The sequence below is a fragment of the Limnothrix sp. HT2024 genome (assembly GCF_059138625.1).
This window is the reverse complement of record NZ_CM181121.1, coordinates 64159-82774: the sequence shown is the minus strand read 5'-3', so window position 1 is coordinate 82774 and position 18616 is coordinate 64159. Positions and strand designations below refer to the sequence as shown.

The following is an 18616-nucleotide window of genomic DNA, read 5'->3' as shown; positions in this document are numbered from 1 at the left end:
GATTTTTTGCAAAAGACTTCTGATGTTGTAAGACTTTTCGCCGTTCATCATTACTGAATTACGGCACTATCAATCAGCGTAATCGCGCGATTTTCTAGCTGTTGTTCTGGTTTTTCAACAAAAAAACTGCGATCGCTTGATCGCAGTTCGTCAAAAAGGTGAGGATAAAAGAACGAGAAAATCATTCAAGAATTGGGCAACGATGATTCCATGAATGATTGGAAATTGGGAACGATCGAACCATTAGCCCCAATTAATCGTTAAAACCCTGATCTTGGGTCAGGAGCACCAGGAACCTAGAAACTGAACTCGGTGCGAACCACGCCCAAGACGGCCGTGTTGTTGTCGTTGCCCGTGTCCGCATTGAACACCGCAATCACTCCCGGCGTGATCGAAATGAAGTCGTTCACGGCCCAGCGGTAGAGTGCCTCCACGTGGATCGGCGTTTCGTCATCCTCTTCCACGCCATCCGCACTGATCACCGTCGGCGGCTGACCCACCAACAGGGATCCCAGGTTGCCTTCTTTGCCCAAGTCGGGGAAGACCAAACCCACAGCCCAGTTCAGCACATCGATGCTGTCGTCGCTTTGGGCATCTTCCGCCTTGGTGTAACCGACCCAGCCGTTCAAGCCCACCTTAGGCGAGAACAGATAGTTCGCTTGCAGGCCAACACTGTTGCTGACGGCGGAATGATCGCCAAAGGGGTTGATCGTGCGGCGCGTGCCGGTGCGACCCAACAGGCCCAAATCTTCGTCGGCGTATTGGTAATCGTCGTTGGAGTAGTAGCTGTGGGCAAAGAACAGGCCGGCGCTGAAGCGGCTGTCACTGCTCTTGTAGTTCAAGCTGGCGCTGGCGCTGTAGCTACCGCCGAAAAGGCCACTACCATCACTGGGGCTGGCGGCGTTGCCGGCCATGTAGGCGGCCCCGATCGACCATTGATCGCTGGGACTCCAAACCAAGCCCACCCCGGCATCGGCCGGTTGACGCAACACGGGCGGCCGATCGCCAAATCGCGACAGGGCCCCGGAACCGTCGCCATAGAGGAAGGGGTTGTGGGTGTCGTGGATGTCATCCAAATCCAACCCGGTGGTTCCCACAAGGGCTTCCACTTTTTCCCCGATCGGGAAGCGATAGCCCAAATAGGTCAGGCTGACTTGGTTGCTGTCGCCGTCGCCATAGCTGAGGGAACCCAAGCCCGTCACATCGTTCAGCGGGTTCTGAACATTGTTGGTTTCCAAACGGGTGGTCAGGGTGTCTTGGCCCGTGAAGCTGGTGTTGAACACCAGTCGCACCCGATTGCTGAAGGTGACGTTTTCGGCGTTGCTGTCGTCGTCATCGCCCGTGAGGGTTCCCCCTTGCAAACCGAGGATGGCGTTCCCGGTCAGCTTGGTGGTGGTGGAGAATTGGGTTTTCTCCAGGTAAGAAATCCGACCTTCCAGGGTGTCTACGCGACCGCGCAGCGCGGCCAGCTCGGTCTTGAACATGTCCTGCAATTTTTTCAGGACTTCTAGATCGGCCTTGGTGGCGTAGTCGGCCACATTGGTCACGAGCAATTCTTGGATTCGATCGAGGCAAGCGTTCAAACCGGCCGCGAACTCGTAGCGGGTCATGGCCCGGTTGCCCTTGTAGGTTCCGTCGGGATAACCGGCGATGCAGCCGTAGCGCTCCACCAGCGATTGCAGGGCTTGGAAGGCCCAATCGGTGGGTTGCACGTCCGACAGTTGCGAAACGGAGGTGACCTGATCGGCGCTGCTGGTGCGGCGGTTGCGTCCCTCTTGGCCGTATTGGTTGAGGTCGTTGATCAGCTCGCTGGTGTCGGCCACGGCCCCGATCGAGTCAGGATTGGCCAAGTCAGGGCTAGTCAAATTAACGGATTGGGCCAAAGCCGGCGCAGCGGGAGCCGCCGCCAACAGGGCCAGGGCAGCGATCGGGGTTAAGCGCGATCGCCAATGGAACCGAGACATATGCAAACCTCACACGAAAAATCTAAGTCCATTGCAAACTGAATTCATCCCCAGCCTTTAACCATCAAAAGCTGGCAGCAATTCCTCAAAATTACTGCCCTCCCAGGATCGCCAGCCAGCAGCTAAATTCCTGTGCATTCATCAGAAAGATAATGATTCTCAATCTGATTTATGAAAAGATAATTAAGCGGCGATGAATCAGTTTTGATCGTCATTCTAGCGAATTCTGGCTCGACCCAAGGCAGAATGAAGACAAAATATTATTGATGTAAGGCCTCAATAACGCAAGATAGATTCTGCGTGAAATTACTGAAATTGATAACTCGCAATTGCGGAACAGCCCCAGCAGCACCAACACCCAGTGAGCAAACATAACGGGTTGCAAGGGCTAATTAACGGATGAATACGGATGAATTCTGATGCTCTGTGGAGCCGATCGCACCGTTTCCAGCGATCGCCCCACCCAATCCTCATAACCCCGATCCAGCCCGTCGGCGGCCTTAGCCCTAGGGCAACGGCGCAATTGGCCCTAAGAATTCTCGAGATTGTGGGCGGCGGCGCGATCGAACCAACGGAGCAACACGCGGGCTAACTTGCCCGAATGGTGGCGAATGAGGCCCGTGTGGGGATCTTCGTCAATGACGTTGGCGATCACGATTCGGCGACCCAGACGGGCCACTGCTTCTCGATCGAGCTGAATCGGGTGGCTATGTTCGCGGGCATAGCGATCGAGGGTTTTGGGGGATGGGGGATTTTTTTGCACCAACACGGCATCAAACAACTTTTGACCACAGGCCTGGTCGATCGCCCGGATGTGATCCGAAACGGTGTAGCCCTCGGTTTCTCCCGGTTGGCTCATCACGTTGCACACATAGATCCGAGGAGCTGGACAACGGGCGATCGCCTCCGTAATTTCCGGAACCAACAGATTGGGGATTACGCTCGTGTACAGACTGCCGGGGCCAATGATGATGTAGTCCGCCGACTCGATCGCCTCGATCGCCCGAGGCACGGCCCGAGGATTGGACGGCGAACAACCAATGCGGGCAATTTGCCCATGGGCCTCGCTGATGTTCGACTCGCCCTCCACGTAGCGGCCATCGGTTAGCTCGGCCCAGAGCACCACGTCCTCCAGCGTGGCCGGCAGCACCCGCCCCTGCACCGCCAAGACTTGGGAACTGGCATCGATCGCCTGTTCCAAGTCTCCCGTGATGTCGCTCATGGCCGTCAAAAACAAATTGCCAAAGCTGTGGCCCGCCAACCCGCTACCGGTGGTGAAGCGATATTGAAACAAAGCCGTCATCAGCCGCTCTTCCGCCGACAGGGCCGCCAAGCAATTGCGAATATCCCCCGGTGGCAGCACCCCAAAATCGCGCCGCAGCCGTCCTGAAGAGCCGCCATCATCCGCCACCGTCACAATGGCCGTGATATTGGCGCTGTATTGCTTCAGGCCTCGCAACAGGGTGGAAAGGCCCGTGCCGCCCCCGATCGCCACAATGCGCGGCCCCCGATTCAGCCGCCGATGGGTCAAGAGGCGATCGATCAACTCCTCATCCCCATCGGGCATCAGCACTTCCGCGATCGTGCCCAGGGTGCGTGTTTGTCCCCACAAGACCAACCCCAACCCCCCCGCCAACACCAGCGGCCCAGAAACATTGTTGGGAATTAGGGTGGCCAAGCGCCCCACAAACTCTTGCAAAAATTGAGTGGTGTAAAACACCGGGGTTTGCTTTGTCCAAATGGCCGCCCCAAACCACACCAACACCGCCCCGCTCGCACTGGTCAGCAGCCAGCGCTTGACCAACAGACCCGGTGCAAGCCACTTCACCCATTGGTTAACTCGTTTGGGGGCGCGGCGCTGCAAAATGGCTCGCGGTAGGTTGCTGAGCCAGTGAACGGTTGAGTAGGACAGTCGATTCTTCAAGGGAAAGGTGGGGAAAAACGGACAAATAAAGCCAAAGCAAGCAGAATCAACAACAAGCACTGGGGCTACAACGGCGGCAACGGCAGCAGCTACCGGGATGCAGGGAAATTAAACCATTGGTGGGGGATCGGGTTCTGGCCAATGGCTACCGTCTCCTTCAAGCACGTATTCAAGAACGTCTTCAAGGACGTAGGCTTAGGGCCTGTCGTCTCCTAGGATCAGGTGGAAACGATTGATTTTCCATGTCCCAGTCGTTGTAACAAGATGCTCAAGCCCCTTGTCCCCCACGATCTGCCAACGGCGGAATCAAGGTTTTAGACGATTTGACGACATGCCCTAACATCCATGGATCCCCGTTGTTGGCGCTGATTGAGCCGGTGATTAATCCGCTGATCCTGAATCCCGATCGCCCCAGCCTGGATCCGCAAACGGGCGGGCTAAAATGGCGAGCAACGGAATCAACCGTTTCCAACCGTCGTAATTTCCATGAGGATAGCGCGTTGCGGATTGGATCCCGGGATGAGTAGCCCGCTCGGTGGGTTGGCATGGCTGGGAATGCTGGCTGCTGGTCAGTCGGTCTAATTCGTGCTGCGAGACCAGTTCAACCCATCGATCGCAACTCATTGATCGCAACCCATCAATTGCCAGACTTGCCGCGATCGGATCCAAAACAGCAAGCAATCACCCAATCATTCCAGACATGTCCCAATCCCTGGTTTGTGGCGGATCGGCGAACCCGCTGCCCCTTGATCGCCCCTTGGTGGAACTGCGCGGGGTCAGCAAAACACTGGGCGATCGCAAAATTCTCGATCGGGTAGATTTCGCCATTTATCCCAACGAGGCGATCGCAATTATTGGCCCCTCCGGCACGGGAAAATCAACCATTTTACGGGTGATTAGCGGTCTGTTGGAACCCGACGAAGGCGAGGTTTATTTGTTAGGAGAACCCCGCCAAGGCCTGCTGGGCGACAGCCACGAACCGGAGGGGGTAGAAATCAAGTTGGTGTTTCAGCAAGCCGCCCTGTTTGACTCCTTGACAGTGGGCGAAAATGTGGGATTTTCCTTGCTGGAGGCGGGCCAGTTGCCGCCGAATGAAGTTCAAAAACTGGTCGATCGCGCCCTGGAGCGAGTGGGGTTGCCGGCCATTGCCGATCGCTACCCGGCGGAGTTGTCGGGCGGCATGAAAAAACGGGTCAGTTTTGCCCGCGCCATCATTGAAAATCCTGCGCCCGACGGCACACCCATTCCCGAAGTGTTGCTCTATGACGAGCCAACGGCTGGCCTTGACCCGATCGCCTCCACAATTGTGGAAGACCTGATGCGGGAACTGAGCCAAAAGGTCAATTTCTGCTCAACCTATGTGGTCGTGACCCACCAAGACAGCACCATTCGCCGCACAGCCGATCGGGTGGTGTTTTTGTACGATGGGCGCATTCGCTGGCAGGGGAAGATCCAGGAAATTGACACCACCGATAATCCCTACGTGCGCCAGTTTTTCAACAGCGCGATCGAGGGGCCAATTCAGGTGGTTACCGCCTAGTTAAGACTCAGGTTCAGTAGCTTCGATTGATCCAAGATTCAGCCAGAATTCAGCCAGAATTGGGAGTTGCTTTAATCCCAATCATCCACAGTTTTTTGCTGAAGTTGCCATTTTTGGAATCGTTTTTCAAAGTCTTCCGTATCCGGTTGCAAAGACTTCCAGGCATCCAGGGCAATGAACATTCCCCACCCCAAACCCAAGGTGAGCGACCAGCCCAAATGACCCGAGGAAACCAAGTCGATCAGTAATAAAAAACCGTTGACAATGCCAAATTTACCCAGGTTTAGTTTTAAGCGCTGCCGTTGGGCGGCTACGAATTGTTGGCGTTGCGATCGATCTCCATTTTGAGCCAACCAACGCTGTTCGGCTGCGTACAAATCAGTGCGATCGATCCCGATTTCATCGGCCAATTCCAGAAGCTGACTGCGGGAATATTGCTCAATATCCTGGCGACGGGCGATCGCGAGTTGCAAAATTTCCTGAACCGCATCCCGATCATAATTATCGCGGGTGGGCACATCAATGAAGCGGGAGTCGGAACCGCGTGCATCAGGATTGGCTAAGGGCGATCGATCAGCGTTAGTCATAGGTGGGTTATATCTGGTCTTGGCCGTTGTTTATCAGGCGGGGCTGCCTGCGATCGGGCGATGAACTCGGCGATCCAAAACTTCAGCAATCTCATTCGGCGATTTCAACCGAACTAGACGATCGAACTAGACGATCGAACTCGGCCATCGAACTACGAATCATAATATCGATGTTCCTATGGTACTGAGGTTGATCAACCGTTGGCTGCTTCTGAACAGGCCCCAGCAATTCCTCAAGCCATCCCGCAAGCGCTCCATGTGGAAACCCGCGGCCGGGGGCTGCCGCTGTTGTGTTTGCATGGTCACCCCGGCTCTGGGCGCAGTATGCGAGTGTTTACGCGCCATTGGGCCGATCGATTCTGGACGATCGCGCCGGATTTGCGGGGATATGGCCGCAGTCGATCGGGGGGTGACTTTGCCATGGAAGCCCACATTGCGGATTTGGTTGCCCTGCTCGATCGACTCCAAATTGACCAAGCCCTGGTTTTGGGTTGGTCCTTGGGGGGAATTTTGGCCCTGGAGTTGGCCCTGCGACATCCCGATCGAGTGCAAGGGCTGATTCTGATCGCCACGGCGGCCCGCCCCCGCAGCGCCCCCATGCCCAGCCAACGCCGGGACTTGGCCTACACCCTGATTGCAGCCCTGTTGAATGGGGTATGGCCCGGTTGGGCTTGGAATATTCGGCAATTTGGCGAGCGATCGCTCCTGCGCTACTTGATCCAACGCCACACCCCCGAAACCTATCGCTACTTGGCTGAATCGGCGGTGTGGGATGTGTTGCAAACCTCAGGGGCGGCCACCCGATCGCTGCGTCAGGCGCTTCAGGCTGGCTACGATCGCCGGGCGGATTTGGCCAAAATTTGCTGCCCAGCATTGGTGATGGCCGGAGCGGGCGATCGCCACATCACCCCGATCGCCAGTCTGGAAACCGCCACCGGCTTACCCCACAGCCAATGGCACTGTTATGACGGCGTGGCACACCTGTTTCCTTGGGAAATTCCCGATCGGGTTTTGGCAGATATCGATCGCTGGCTTCAGGAACAGGGTTTTGGGCCACTCGATTCACCCAAGTAATGGGAGTTGTCGTGGGGGGGCAAGGGGCTTAAGCCCCTTGTCTGTGTCGATCGATGAGGCCCCTTGTCTGTGTCGATCAACGAGGCCCTTTGTCTGTGCTGATCGATGGGGCCCTTTGTCTGTGCTGATCGATGGGGCCCTTTGCCTGTGCCGATCGATGGGGCCCTTTGCCTGTGTCGATCGATGGGGCCCTTTGCCTGTGTCGATCGATGGGGCCCTTTGCCTGTGTCGATCGATGGGGCCCACCAGCTAGTTCTAGCTGTGGCTTTTCAGACATCCGCTCAGGGTCACAGTCTGGGAACGTGGAGGCGGGTGATAGGATACAAATTCGACTAATCAGCGCCGCTTCACAGGCCGATCGCACCGCCGCACCACACAAAGTCACCATGGGCAACACGTTTGGACATCTGTTTCGGATCACCACCTTTGGCGAATCCCACGGTGGTGGGGTTGGGGTGGTCATTGACGGTTGCCCGCCCCGGTTGCCCCTAACGGCCGAAGAAATTCAAGTGGAACTCGATCGCCGCCGGCCGGGCCAAAGCAAAATCACCACGCCACGCAAGGAAACCGACCAGTGCGAAATCCTTTCGGGGGTGTTTGAGGGCAAAACCCTGGGTACCCCGATCGCGATTTTGGTGCGCAATAAGGACACCCGGCCCCAGGACTATGACGAGATGGCCAAGACCTATCGCCCGTCCCACGCCGACGCGACCTATGACGCAAAATACGGGTTTCGCAATTGGCAGGGTGGTGGGCGATCGTCCGCGCGCGAAACGATCGGGCGGGTGGCAGCCGGGGCGATCGCCAAAAAGATCCTGACGGAATTCGGCAACATCGAAATCGTCGGCTACGTGAAGCGAATTAAGGATCTCGAAGCGACGATCGACCCGCTGACCGTGACCACGGAGCAGGTGGAAAGCAACATTCTGCGATCGCCCGATGGGGACTTTGCCGAACGGGCGATCGCCCTGATTGAGTCGATCCGCGATGAGGGCGATTCGGTCGGGGGCGTGGTGGAATGCGTCGTGCGGAATTTGCCGATGGGCTTGGGGTCGCCTGTGTTCGATCGCCTGGAAGCCGACCTAGCCAAAGCAGTGATGTCCCTGCCCGCCACCAAAGGGTTCGAGGTGGGATCGGGCTTTGCGGGCACGTTGCTGAAGGGCAGCGAACACAACGACGAGTTTTACACCGATGAAACGGGCAAACTGCGGACGAGCACCAATCGATCGGGCGGAGTCCAAGGCGGCATCAGCAACGGCGAACCGGTCGTGATTCGCATTGCCTTCAAGCCCACGGCCACGATTCGCAAGGCCCAAAACACCGTCGATCAAACCGGGGAAGCCAAGGTGCTGGCGGGCAAGGGTCGCCACGATCCCTGTGTGTTGCCCCGGGCCGTACCGATGGTGGAGGCGATGGTGGCGTTGGTGGTTTGTGATCATTTGCTGCGCGATCGGGCCCAATGCCACACCCTCGAAGATTTGGCATAGCGTAGAGATTGCGTTGAGATCAGCCAAATCGAGATCAGCCAAGTCGAGATCGGGTATGTCGAGATTGAGGATGTCAGGATCGGCCAAGTCGAGATTCGGCATGGCGGGCATTTTGGGGTTGCTGTGCGGCTTATTGCCCTTGGGTTTGGGCGGCTGTGCCAACGATGGTGCAGCCAGCCGAGCCTTGGAACAATCCCTCGCGCCCGACCCGGCCTTGCAAGCGAGTCCTAGCCCCGCCGCTCAACCCAGCCCGAGTCCGAGTCCGAGCTTGATTGCTCCGAGTCCTGACCCGATCGCCCTCAGTCCCAGCCCCAGCCCCAGCCCTAGTCCCACCGTTCAACCCAGCCCGATCGCCAGCCTCTCTCAGGAATTGCAACCCTATTGGCAAGATTGGCGCAAGCTCGATCGCCTCCAGGGCCTCCAGGATCCGAACCAAATCGTGACCCGGCGGCAATTTGCCCGCTGGCTCGCGAGCGCCAATAACCAACTGTTCCAAAACCGCCCGGCCTGGCAGGTGCGATCGGCCAATGTCAGCAGCCAACCCCTCTTCACCGATGTGCCCACCACGGATCCAGATTTTCCCACCATCCAAGGCTTGGCCGAAGCGGGCATTATCCCCAGTCGCTTAACGGGCAACAACAGCCCCACCTTCAGCCCCGATGGCCCCCTCACACGGGAAACCATGGTGCTGTGGAAAGTGCCCCTCGATTTGCGTCGTCCCTTGCCACCGGCCACCGTGGAAACCGTGCAAAAGGCCTGGGGATTTTTGGATGCAACCAAGGTAGATGCCCAGGCCCTCCGGGCGATCGCTGCCGATCGCGAAAATGGCGAACTCTCCAACATTCGCCGGGTTTTTGGGTTCACCACCCTTCTGCAACCCAAAAAACCGATCACCCAAGGGGAAGCCGCCGCCGCTCTTTGGTACTTTGGCCCCGAAGGCCAAGGCATCACCGCCAAGGATTTGCTCAGCAATGCACCGTCCCCGATCGCCCCGCCAGCTTCCCCAGCCGTAAACTAAGCGCAACAAATTCCCTGCTTTTGCACAAATTTTGGTGACCGCCGCGATAGTAAAGATGATTGCCGGCCTCAACATCGATGTCTATTAGGTCTTCGTCTGTGGTGCGATTCACCTTCCAGCCTCCACCGCCAGGATCCCCCGATCCCGATCGCGATCGCCAATTAAACCAAACCCTCCAAACCCTGGTGCTGCGGGCCCAAAGTCTACCGCCCCAAAGTCTAGAGTTCAGAAAAGCGATCGAGCAGGTGCTGAAACTTGTTTGTGAATCGAACCGGCTTCGACGTTCTCTAGCAACCCAGAAGGTTTATCGAGATCACCCCCGTTATGAGGAGTTTTATCACGAGGCATTTTGCCGCTTGCTCGATTGGCTAACCATCGCCATCCAGAAGAAACAGTACGATCCCGATCGGGGTGAAGTCATGACTTGGCTCAACGACAAACTCAAGTGGCTATTTAAGGATGCTGTCCGCGATTTAACCGGCGTGCGCACACCCTTTGCAACCGGTGTAGATTTGGAAAACCTGGATGAGCGGGGCGAGCTGCCCGCCGATATGAACCCTTGGTCAGCACTCATGGCGCAAGAAGAGCTGGATTCATCGGAAGTTTGGCGACTTTACAAAGCCCAAGATCCCGATGGATTGCTACAAAAAGTGGTTTTTGAGTCAATTCGCCTTGAACAACTGATTGATGCTAAAAATCAAGGAAAGAGTATGCGGAAATTGGCCATTGAGCTATCCGTCAATGCCAATACTCTTAGTTCTATCTACACTCGCAATAAAGATCAGTTCTTCGAGTCGGTTCGGCGCTTTAAGAAGTCGCTCCAACCGCCCGATGAATAGCCTAATTTACGCAGAAGCTTTCTTGAACTTAGTTCTTCAAGAAAATTCTTCTCGTGAATTAATTAAATCTAGACATGCATCTCCTAGTACACCCACTCTCTTCATTTTCATCGTTTTTGTCACTCTCTAATCAAGCCTACTCTTTAGCAAAAACCCTCTAAGAGGAGACAGTATTCTCGATTCAGGTGGCTTTAAATTTTCAATTGCTTCTTTCAATTGCTTCTTCTAATTGACGATTGACCAAATATTGATCAACTCCAGTCGGGGACTACCATCCCTGGTCTTTGGTTTTTCAAAATTGGTATTGTCAATCAGAATTAATCATTGAAGACTACTTGAAATTAGCCTGAAACAAACTTGAATTTCAATCAAAATTGAGTTGGTTAACCCTCCAATGACGGACAACTAGATCATGACCCTTGACCCCATTTCACCCAATCCTCAACCCACAGAAACTAACCAGTTCCACGAAATAATTACAATTCCCTTGCGCGCCAAACACCGAGCCACCGCCGAACAATTTTCCCAGTCCGCAACGCATCCAAGCCAGCGTGATGTGATCTATCACAATACGTTGGCAATCCTAGCCCTCAGTGATTGGTTAAATTGGCTGCAAATTCCCCATTCCCATCAGGATTGCGAGAGTTGGGATTCTGTAATTCGAGGATTTGATGATGTGGCGGATTTGGCGATCGAGGGAGTAGGTCGAGTAGAGTGCCGGCCGGTTTTTCCGGGGGCTGATGCTTTGGAAATTGCCCCAGAATCCCAAGCCGATCGGGTCGGCTACTTTGCCATTGGCTTGGATTTGCAAACGGGCGATCGCCCCGAAGCCACTTTGATTGGATTTATCCCCACATCGGCCCTGTTCGATCGAGAACAAATTTGGCTCTCAGAACTCCAATCTTTGGATGATTTCTTAGAATGGTGGGATGCAAAGGTTGCAGAAACTCGCATTGTAAATTCTGAAACTAGTCAGCAGAATGTTTCAACCAGCAACGCAGTAGCCAGCTCGGAAATCGATCCCAAGATTAATCCAGAGATCAATCCAGAGATCAATCCTAGAATTAATCCAGAACCTGATTCAGAACTCCCTCCAGAAGTCAAACCAACGGGAGCCAAGCCGGCCGTTTCCCTGATCCCCTGGCTCGAAAATCAATTCGAGCATGGTTGGCAGAATCTGAACAGTTTATTGCAAGACATCCTAGAGCCAGATTCCTTTAGAGTCGGTTACCGAAAACAGCCAAAAATCACAGGGGCCAAAACCCTGGCGATCGAGACTTTGGAAAAGCCAATTCTGCTGAGTGTGGTGATTGGCAACCATGAACTCACCGAAGAAGAAGAAATCAGGCCTGAGAACTTGTCTGAGAGCCTCCTGCTGTGGGACATTACCATTCGGCTGCAACATCTGAATGTGGAAATGCCTTTACCCAACGAATTACAACTCATGCTTTTGGATCATTTGGGACAAACTATGGAGCAGACCACCCCAGAGGGCCACACAAGTCTAAAAATTGATTTCATTGCAGAACCTGGGGAAACCTTCATGGTGCAAGTGGTGCTGGGGGATTTTAAAGTTATTGAAACTTTAACTGCACCATTGTTGTAATTCGCGCCCGCTCGCTAGGGTTCGATAAAATGTGTCTGGTTTCGTCAGGGCTACCATGGCACACATTTGGGGTCTACAAGCACTAAATTGCCGCACCATCTCCCTGGTTGGAATGGGGGTTATGTTAACCCATGGGTTGATGGCAAGCTTTTTGGCCACTGCTGCGGTTGCTGAGTCGATCGCCCCGGATGGTCAACTTTCAACCACGGTGCAGCAACGGGAACCCAACCAATGGACGATCGAGGGGGGCGATCGGGCCGGGAGCAACCTGTTTCATAGTTTTCAGCAATTTTCGATTCCCACGGGTGGGCTGGCTCACTTCAACAATGCCGCCGACGTGGCCAACATTTTTGCCCGCGTGACCGGTGGCCAGCGATCACTCCTGGACGGGACGCTGAGGGCCAATGGGGCAGCCAATCTTTTCCTATTAAATCCAGCGGGGATTTTGTTTGGGCCCAATGCTCGCCTAGATCTGGGCGGGTCGTTTTTTGCGACTACGGCCGATCGCCTGGTGTTTGCGGATGGGCTGAGTTTTGGGGTGAACGATCCAGCAGGTCGGCCGTTGCTGTCGATGACTGTACCGGTGGGGTTGCAGTATGGATCCGCGCCGGGGCCGATTCGGGTGGAGGCGCGATCGACTGATCCAACTGCGACCCTTCCCACGGGTTTAGAAGTGAAACCGAGTCAGGCGATCGGCTTGTTTGGTGGGGCGATCGAGCTGGATGGTGGTGTGTTGATTGCGCCACGTGGTCACCTGCAACTAATCGCCAACAATCCCGATGCAACCCTGGCGTTTAATGCACCAATTGCCACCATTCAAACCACAAATTCCGGATCGATCGGCACTGGTCAAGCTGCTATTTCACCATCGAACATTCTATTAACGAATAAAGCCCTTTTGGACGTTCGAGACCCGGTTCAGGGTGGGACGGTGCAATTAGATGGCCACAACATCACCCTCACTTCTGGTTCTAAGGTTTTTGCAGGTGTTATTCCTAGTTCCTTAGAGAAAAACTCTGAATTGAGTGTGACTAACCTTGATCCCACCATTCTTGCGACATTACCCACTAGTGGCGATATTATTGCCCGAGCCACTGATACGATCACTCTAGATGGAGGGTTAACCTTTTTTTCTAATGGTGTTGATCCAGATTCCGTGGGTAATGCTGGCAATACCACACTAAATGCTCAATTGATTCAGCTATCTAATGGTGGTCGTGTTTATACCGGAACTGAGGGATTAGGGAATGCGGGAAATTTATCCCTAACGGCTGACAAATTAACGGTGACCGGTGCAAGCTCAAAGCCCTATTTATTTAGTGGCGTTCTCAACTTGGCAGAGACATCAGGGTTAGGCAGTGGTGGGCGAATTGATATCCAAGTCAACTCAATTTATATGACTGACGGCGGCTCAATTCGGGCTAATACTTCAGGGCAGGGGAATGCAGGTCGGATTACCATCCGAGCAACAGGCGATATTTTGATTGAGCGCGTGGATATTAGACCTGAAATAGAAGTCGATCGAGACCCGAGCGGAATCTATAGCCGCAGCACAGAAAATTCCACGGGGAATGGTGGAACCATCGATCTTCAGGCGCGATCGCTCACGCTTCGCGATGGTGGATTCATTAATGCCAACACGCTTGGAAGCGGCAATGCAGGCAGTTTATTAATTAATGTCAGTGAAGCAATTAACATCTCTGGTGTAGGTCAATTGGAAGAAACACTTATATTTTCTGAAACAGAAAGACTCGTTTTTCAGCAATCTAGTGGATTGTATAGTTCCGTTTCAAGAACGGGTACAGGGGAAGGAGGAAATATTCAGGTTAATACCAATGCTTTGTCTGTTCTGGAGGGTGGCTTAATTATCACGAGAACCAACGGGCGCGGTAATGCTGGCAATATTCGGATTTTTGTGCCGGGGCCTGTGATTGTTGATGGAGTTGGCCCTGATTTATCAGCTAGTGCAATCTTGAGTTCTGCTGAGCGGGGAAGTCGCGGTAGCGGTGGAACGATTCGAGTAGAAGCACAATCACTAACGGTTTCTAATGGTGCTGTAATTAATACCCAAACATTCTCTAACCAAGATGCAGGAAGCATTGTGCTTGAAGCAGATCGCCTATCATTTTTGAATGGAGGACAAGCGATCGCCACGACCCAGAGTGCAGGTCGGGCAGGTGACATCACCATTCAGGCAAATGAGATGGTCGTCGCAGGGCTTGATCCGCTTTTTTCTGAGCGACAAAAGCTCTTTGAAAACAGTGTTGATAACAACATCATTGGGCAAAACTTAGGATCGTTTAGCGGCATTTTTGTGGGAGCAGATGTCGAGTCAACGGGAGAAGGGGGCAGCCTTGATATACAAGCCGCATCCTTGACCTTACAGCCAGGAACGACCTTAGCCGTGGGGTCATCCGGCAGTGGCGCAGCAGGACGGATGCGACTCGTTGTTGACCAGTTGCAGATGAATAATGGGCATTTGTCAGCCGAAACGCGATCGGGGGCGTTTGGCGGTATCCAAATTGATAGCCAAGGGATCGAATTACGGGAGCGATCGCTGATCAGCACCAACGCTCAGGGGGAAGCAACGGGCGGCAACATTGTGATTGACACTGACACGCTGGTGGCACTGGAAAACAGCGATATTGCCGCAAATTCGGTGAATAGTTTTGGTGGGCGGGTGAATTTGCGCGCCCAAGGCGTATTTGGCACAGCGTTTCGGAATGCGCCAACCGATCGCAGTGATATCACCGTCAGCTCCGCGCGGGGGCCCGAATTTAGCGGCACAGTGCAACTGGAAGTGTTGAACCCCGACCCGGCCCGAGGGGCGATCGCCCTGCCAACGGCGGTTGGTGTGCCCCCCAAACCCACTAGCCCCTGCGGCCCCCGATCGGATCCGGGGGCGATCGAGTTTTTTGCCTTGGGACGGGCGGGCCAAGCACCCAACCCGATCGAGGCGGCTACCTTGGAAACCATGCCCTTTGCGGCGGATTTGCGCCCGATCGCCCCAATGACCACCGCCCAAGCCGAAACCACCTCTCCGCTGCGGGAGCCAATCTTGGAAGCCACCCATTGGCAAAGAACCGAAACTGGGCAAATTCAGTTGGTGGCCGCTGCTCCAGTGCAATGGGCGGGATTTGACTCTGGTTGTCGCTGGGGGGCTGAACCATGAACCGATCCTGGTCTCGTCGATCGCTTCTGGGTTTGTTGGGCTGGGGCGGGGCGATCGCCCTGTCGGGTCTCGGGGAACGGGCCCAAGCCCAAGCCTTGGACGACTTGCTCGCAGCGGGCCGACAAGCCTATCACGAGGGTCGCTATCGGGGGGCGATCGCCCTTTGGCAATCGGTGTTGGAACCAGCAATGCAGCGGGACGATCGGGAAACAATCGGCCTGGTGGCGAGTTATTTGACTTGGGCCCACCTGCAACTCAGTGAAATGACGGCGGCCCAAGCTTGGATCGATCGGGGGCGATCGGCCCTCGCGGGTGGTCTGTCGGCTGCCGTGGCCGCTCGGCTGTGGGGAGCCGCTGGAGCAACTGCCGCCCTTCAACAGCAGTGGAGTGTGGCGGAGCAGGCTTTTCAAATGGCCGCCCAGCAATACCAAGCGGCCAGCGACTCCGTGGGAACTCTCAATAGCCAAATTGACTTGGCCGCCGTTTGGCAGGGGGCCGGCAACCAGCGCCGGGCCTTGGTGCGGCTGTGGGATTTGCAGCGCCACTGGCAACAGGAACCGCCCCAGGAACCGGAGGCGATCGCCGTTCGGGCCCGGGGATTGCATCGCTTGGCCCTGGCGTTGCTGTGGGCCGAAGACTTTGAACAGGCTTGGCAGGCGGCGATCGAGGCGAAACCGGTTTTGGGCGCGGCGGCGGAATTGACCTTGGCCCAAATCGCCAGTCGGCGGGCGGCCATGGGTGAATCGACCACGGAGCAAGGAGCCTGGGTCGAAACCGCGATCGAGCATTATCATGCGGTGATCTTGGGGCCCGATCCAGCCCTATGGCGATCGGCCATGGTTGGGCGACTGGAATTGGCCACAGAACGCGGGCGGCCAGAGTCGTCGGAGTGGGCGGAACAATTGCGACTGGTGGCCCAGCGCTGGACAGGGGGGCGATCGGCGGTGGCGTTGCAGTTGGCGGCGGCCCGGGCCTTAACCCAATTAAACCAACCGATGCCCATGGCGCAGGTGTTGTCCCTGGTGCAACGGGCCCAACAGCAGGCGGAATCCTTGGGCGATCGGGCCCTGTTGGGTTGGGCTTGGCAATTGCGCGGCCAGGTGTTGGCCCAAGGGAGCGATCGGGCAGGGGCGGCCCAAGCGGCCCGATCGGCCCTGGGGCAATGGGAACCGCTCGATCGGCCCGAATGGAATTACGAGGCCCTGTGGCTGTGGGGGCGAATGGCGCACCATTTGGGCCAAGCCCGCGAGGCTTTGGCTGCTTACCGCTTGGCCGCCGAAGCGGCCCAAGCCGCCCGCTCCAGTTTGGCGGGCCTGAGTGTGCGGCTGCCGGGATTGCAAACGGAAGGGGTGCAAGGCTGGCTCGATCGCGCCGAGCCGCTCTATCGCCAACAAATGGGGCTGTTGTTCGCTTCGGCTGAAACCAACCATTGGATTGAAGCCAGCGAACAGCTTCAAAATCTGCAACTGCAACGGATTGAGAATTTTCTGCAATGTCGCCTTGACAATCCTGCCCCGTCGAACTTGCTTCAGTTGGCTGACTCGACTACCGATGAACGAACGGCGGTGGTGGTGGTGGCGATCACGGAATTGCCACCGGATTTGGCCTCGGGATCGGCCAACCGGTCGATCGATACGCTGGTGCGTTGGAAGGATCCCCAAACGGGCCAAGAACGCCAAAACCTGCACCGCCAGCCGATCGCCCGATCCGAGTTGGAGACGATCGTCAAACGCCTCACCCGCCACTTCAGACAAGTGGGCAGGGCCCGCGCCTTGCAACAGGACAGCCAACAGCTCTATCGCTGGATTTTGGAACCCCATCGCCCGATCCTGACGGCGGCGGACATTAATCTGTTGGTTTGTGTGTTGGATCCTTCCCTACGGAACTTGCCAATCGATGCCTTGTTTGACGGGGAGCGCTATTTGGTGGAATCCTTTGCCGTCGCGATCGCCCCTGATGTGAAGCTGGATCCAGCCTCCGATCGGGGACGGCGCGGCCCGGCCCTGTGGGCTGGCTTGTCCGAACCGCGCGAGGGCTTTGCGGCCCTGGCTCCCGTGCCCCAACAGCTTGCCCAGTTGGGAAAACTGCTGAAGGGGCAAGTTTTGCTCAACCAGCAATTTACGCCCAGGGCCTTGACCCAAGCCTTGGTCAGCCAACCGATCACCGTGTTGCACTTGGCCACCCATGGGCAATTTAGTTCCCAGCGCGATGACACCTTCTTGCTGACCTGGGAAGGCAAGCTCAACACGGAAGATTTGGATCAGTTGCTGAAGGAGCGGCGGGCCAAGCGGTCGGAACCATTGGATTTGCTCACCTTGTCCGCCTGCCAAACGGCCACGGGCGATCGTTACGAGGCCTTGGGTTTAGCAGGGTTGGCTGTGCGATCGGGCGCGCGCAGTCTGGTGTCTTCGTTGTGGAATATTCCTGCCGACGACACCGCCAATCAGTTTTTTAGTCAGTTTTACAGGGGTTGGCTGGCTGGACTGTCCAAAGCCCGCGCCCTCCAGCAGGCCAAGCTAAAGCTGCTGAGCGATCAAGGCAACCTCGCTGCCGATCCCTATTCCTGGGCGGGCTTTGTCCTAATTGGTGACTGGCGCTAGCTGAAGCGGCGCGGCCAAGGGGGCCTCGCGCAAATCGCTAAAGCCCTCCTGATCCAGGAGTTCTATCAATTGGGGCGATCGCCCTTGGCCATCGGGACTCAAGAGCCGATCGAGCTGATCCAACCAATATTCCGTTTTGGCATGGGCCGCATGGACGATCGTGCCCATCACAAAGTCCACCGGTTCCTCGGGTCGATTGGCACAGCTCACTCGCAAATACCAGTGATAGAAGCGATTAGGCACAAGACCCGGGCCGTTGGGCAATAGGGGCAATCGCAGCAGCCCCGCTTGGGAACCCATCACCAGGCGCTGCTGATCCAGGGAATGACCGACCGCATCTTGCAATTCCCATTCCAACACCGTGCCCGCTGGATAGCGCACATAAAACCACAACCCAGGCTGAGCATGGCGGGTTTCGCCCAAAACCACCGTTGTCCCATCTTCCCAAATAGTCTGCGGAACCAGCGCCACCAACAGCTTGGCCGGATCCGCTGAACCCCCCACGACACAGCCGCTATAGCTCCCGGCCCCGCGTCTGCGGCCATTGATCGGACGATCGCCCCGCACGGGGGGTCTGGTTTGTTTGAGCTGCCGCTGAGCTTGGTTCAGGGTTGGATGGGCCAGGCGGGCGATCTGCTGGAGCGGGTCGATCGCCCATCCCGGCAAGGCTCCGAGCGTCACCCCCGCCAACAAACTACCCAAAACAATGCCCATGCGGGGTAGTCCAAACCCAACACAACAAGACTGAACATGAATCATGATTCAGAAGAGGGGAAAGATAGGTGCTCAATCACTATCTTCCCCG

Annotated in this window: 13 protein-coding genes; 9 read left to right on the top strand and 4 right to left on the bottom strand. The window is 55.9% G+C overall.

Annotation, left to right across the window (positions count from 1 at the left end; genetic code table 11):
- Positions 1–296: 296 nt before the first annotated feature.
- Together AC2IAX_RS00330 and AC2IAX_RS00325 are read right to left on the bottom strand one after the other, a co-directional pair.
- Positions 297–1964, bottom strand: coding sequence for an iron uptake porin (locus tag AC2IAX_RS00330; RefSeq protein ID WP_494388825.1), 1668 nt, complete (start codon positions 1962–1964; stop codon positions 297–299).
- Positions 1965–2493: 529 nt separating this feature from the next.
- The gene (locus AC2IAX_RS00325; RefSeq protein ID WP_494390443.1) at positions 2494–3831 is read right to left on the bottom strand and encodes a gluconeogenesis factor YvcK family protein; all 1338 of its coding nucleotides are present in this window, start codon (positions 3829–3831) and stop codon (positions 2494–2496) included.
- Between the two features lie 380 nt (positions 3832–4211).
- Here AC2IAX_RS00325 and AC2IAX_RS00320 point away from each other — a divergent pair, with 380 nt between their 5' ends.
- The gene (locus tag AC2IAX_RS00320) at positions 4212–4415 is read left to right on the top strand and encodes a hypothetical protein (RefSeq protein ID WP_494388824.1); all 204 of its coding nucleotides are present in this window, start codon (positions 4212–4214) and stop codon (positions 4413–4415) included.
- A 173-nt stretch (positions 4416–4588) separates the two neighbouring features.
- The gene (locus tag AC2IAX_RS00315; RefSeq protein WP_494388823.1) at positions 4589–5428 is read left to right on the top strand and encodes an ABC transporter ATP-binding protein; all 840 of its coding nucleotides are present in this window, start codon (positions 4589–4591) and stop codon (positions 5426–5428) included.
- A 71-nt stretch (positions 5429–5499) separates the two neighbouring features.
- On the opposite strand, the gene AC2IAX_RS00310 is transcribed toward AC2IAX_RS00315, so the two are convergent.
- Positions 5500–6015, bottom strand: a complete 516-nt coding sequence (locus AC2IAX_RS00310) for a 2TM domain-containing protein (protein WP_099535604.1) — start codon at positions 6013–6015, stop codon at positions 5500–5502.
- Between the two features lie 201 nt (positions 6016–6216).
- Between AC2IAX_RS00310 and AC2IAX_RS00305 the strand changes: the two genes are divergently transcribed.
- From AC2IAX_RS00305 to AC2IAX_RS00275, 7 genes are all read left to right on the top strand, one after another.
- Positions 6217–7089, top strand: a complete 873-nt coding sequence (locus AC2IAX_RS00305; protein ID WP_494388822.1) for an alpha/beta fold hydrolase — start codon at positions 6217–6219, stop codon at positions 7087–7089.
- Between the two features lie 386 nt (positions 7090–7475).
- The gene (aroC, locus tag AC2IAX_RS00300) at positions 7476–8576 is read left to right on the top strand and encodes a chorismate synthase (RefSeq protein ID WP_494388821.1); all 1101 of its coding nucleotides are present in this window, start codon (positions 7476–7478) and stop codon (positions 8574–8576) included.
- Positions 8577–8676: 100 nt separating this feature from the next.
- Positions 8677–9594 (top strand): S-layer homology domain-containing protein, encoded by a 918-nt coding sequence (locus AC2IAX_RS00295; RefSeq protein WP_494388820.1) that lies wholly within the window; start codon positions 8677–8679, stop codon positions 9592–9594.
- A 77-nt stretch (positions 9595–9671) separates the two neighbouring features.
- Positions 9672–10433, top strand: a complete 762-nt coding sequence (locus tag AC2IAX_RS00290) for a hypothetical protein (RefSeq protein ID WP_494388819.1) — start codon at positions 9672–9674, stop codon at positions 10431–10433.
- 412 nt (positions 10434–10845) lie between these two features.
- Positions 10846–12039, top strand: a complete 1194-nt coding sequence (locus AC2IAX_RS00285; protein WP_494388818.1) for a DUF1822 family protein — start codon at positions 10846–10848, stop codon at positions 12037–12039.
- A gap of 112 nt (positions 12040–12151) precedes the next feature.
- A complete protein-coding gene (locus AC2IAX_RS00280; protein ID WP_494388817.1) occupies positions 12152–15211 on the top strand; it encodes a two-partner secretion domain-containing protein in 3060 nt (1019 codons plus the stop codon).
- The gene (locus AC2IAX_RS00275; protein WP_494388816.1) at positions 15208–17811 is read left to right on the top strand and encodes a CHAT domain-containing protein; all 2604 of its coding nucleotides are present in this window, start codon (positions 15208–15210) and stop codon (positions 17809–17811) included. The genes AC2IAX_RS00280 and AC2IAX_RS00275 overlap by 4 nt, the downstream gene beginning before the upstream one ends.
- Here the strand turns inward: AC2IAX_RS00275 and AC2IAX_RS00270 are convergent.
- Positions 17791–18525: a DUF928 domain-containing protein gene (locus AC2IAX_RS00270; protein WP_494388815.1), complete on the bottom strand. Its 735-nt coding sequence runs from the start codon at positions 18523–18525 to the stop codon at positions 17791–17793. The two genes, AC2IAX_RS00275 and AC2IAX_RS00270, sit on opposite strands and share 21 nt — an antisense overlap.
- Positions 18526–18616: the final 91 nt, after the last annotated feature.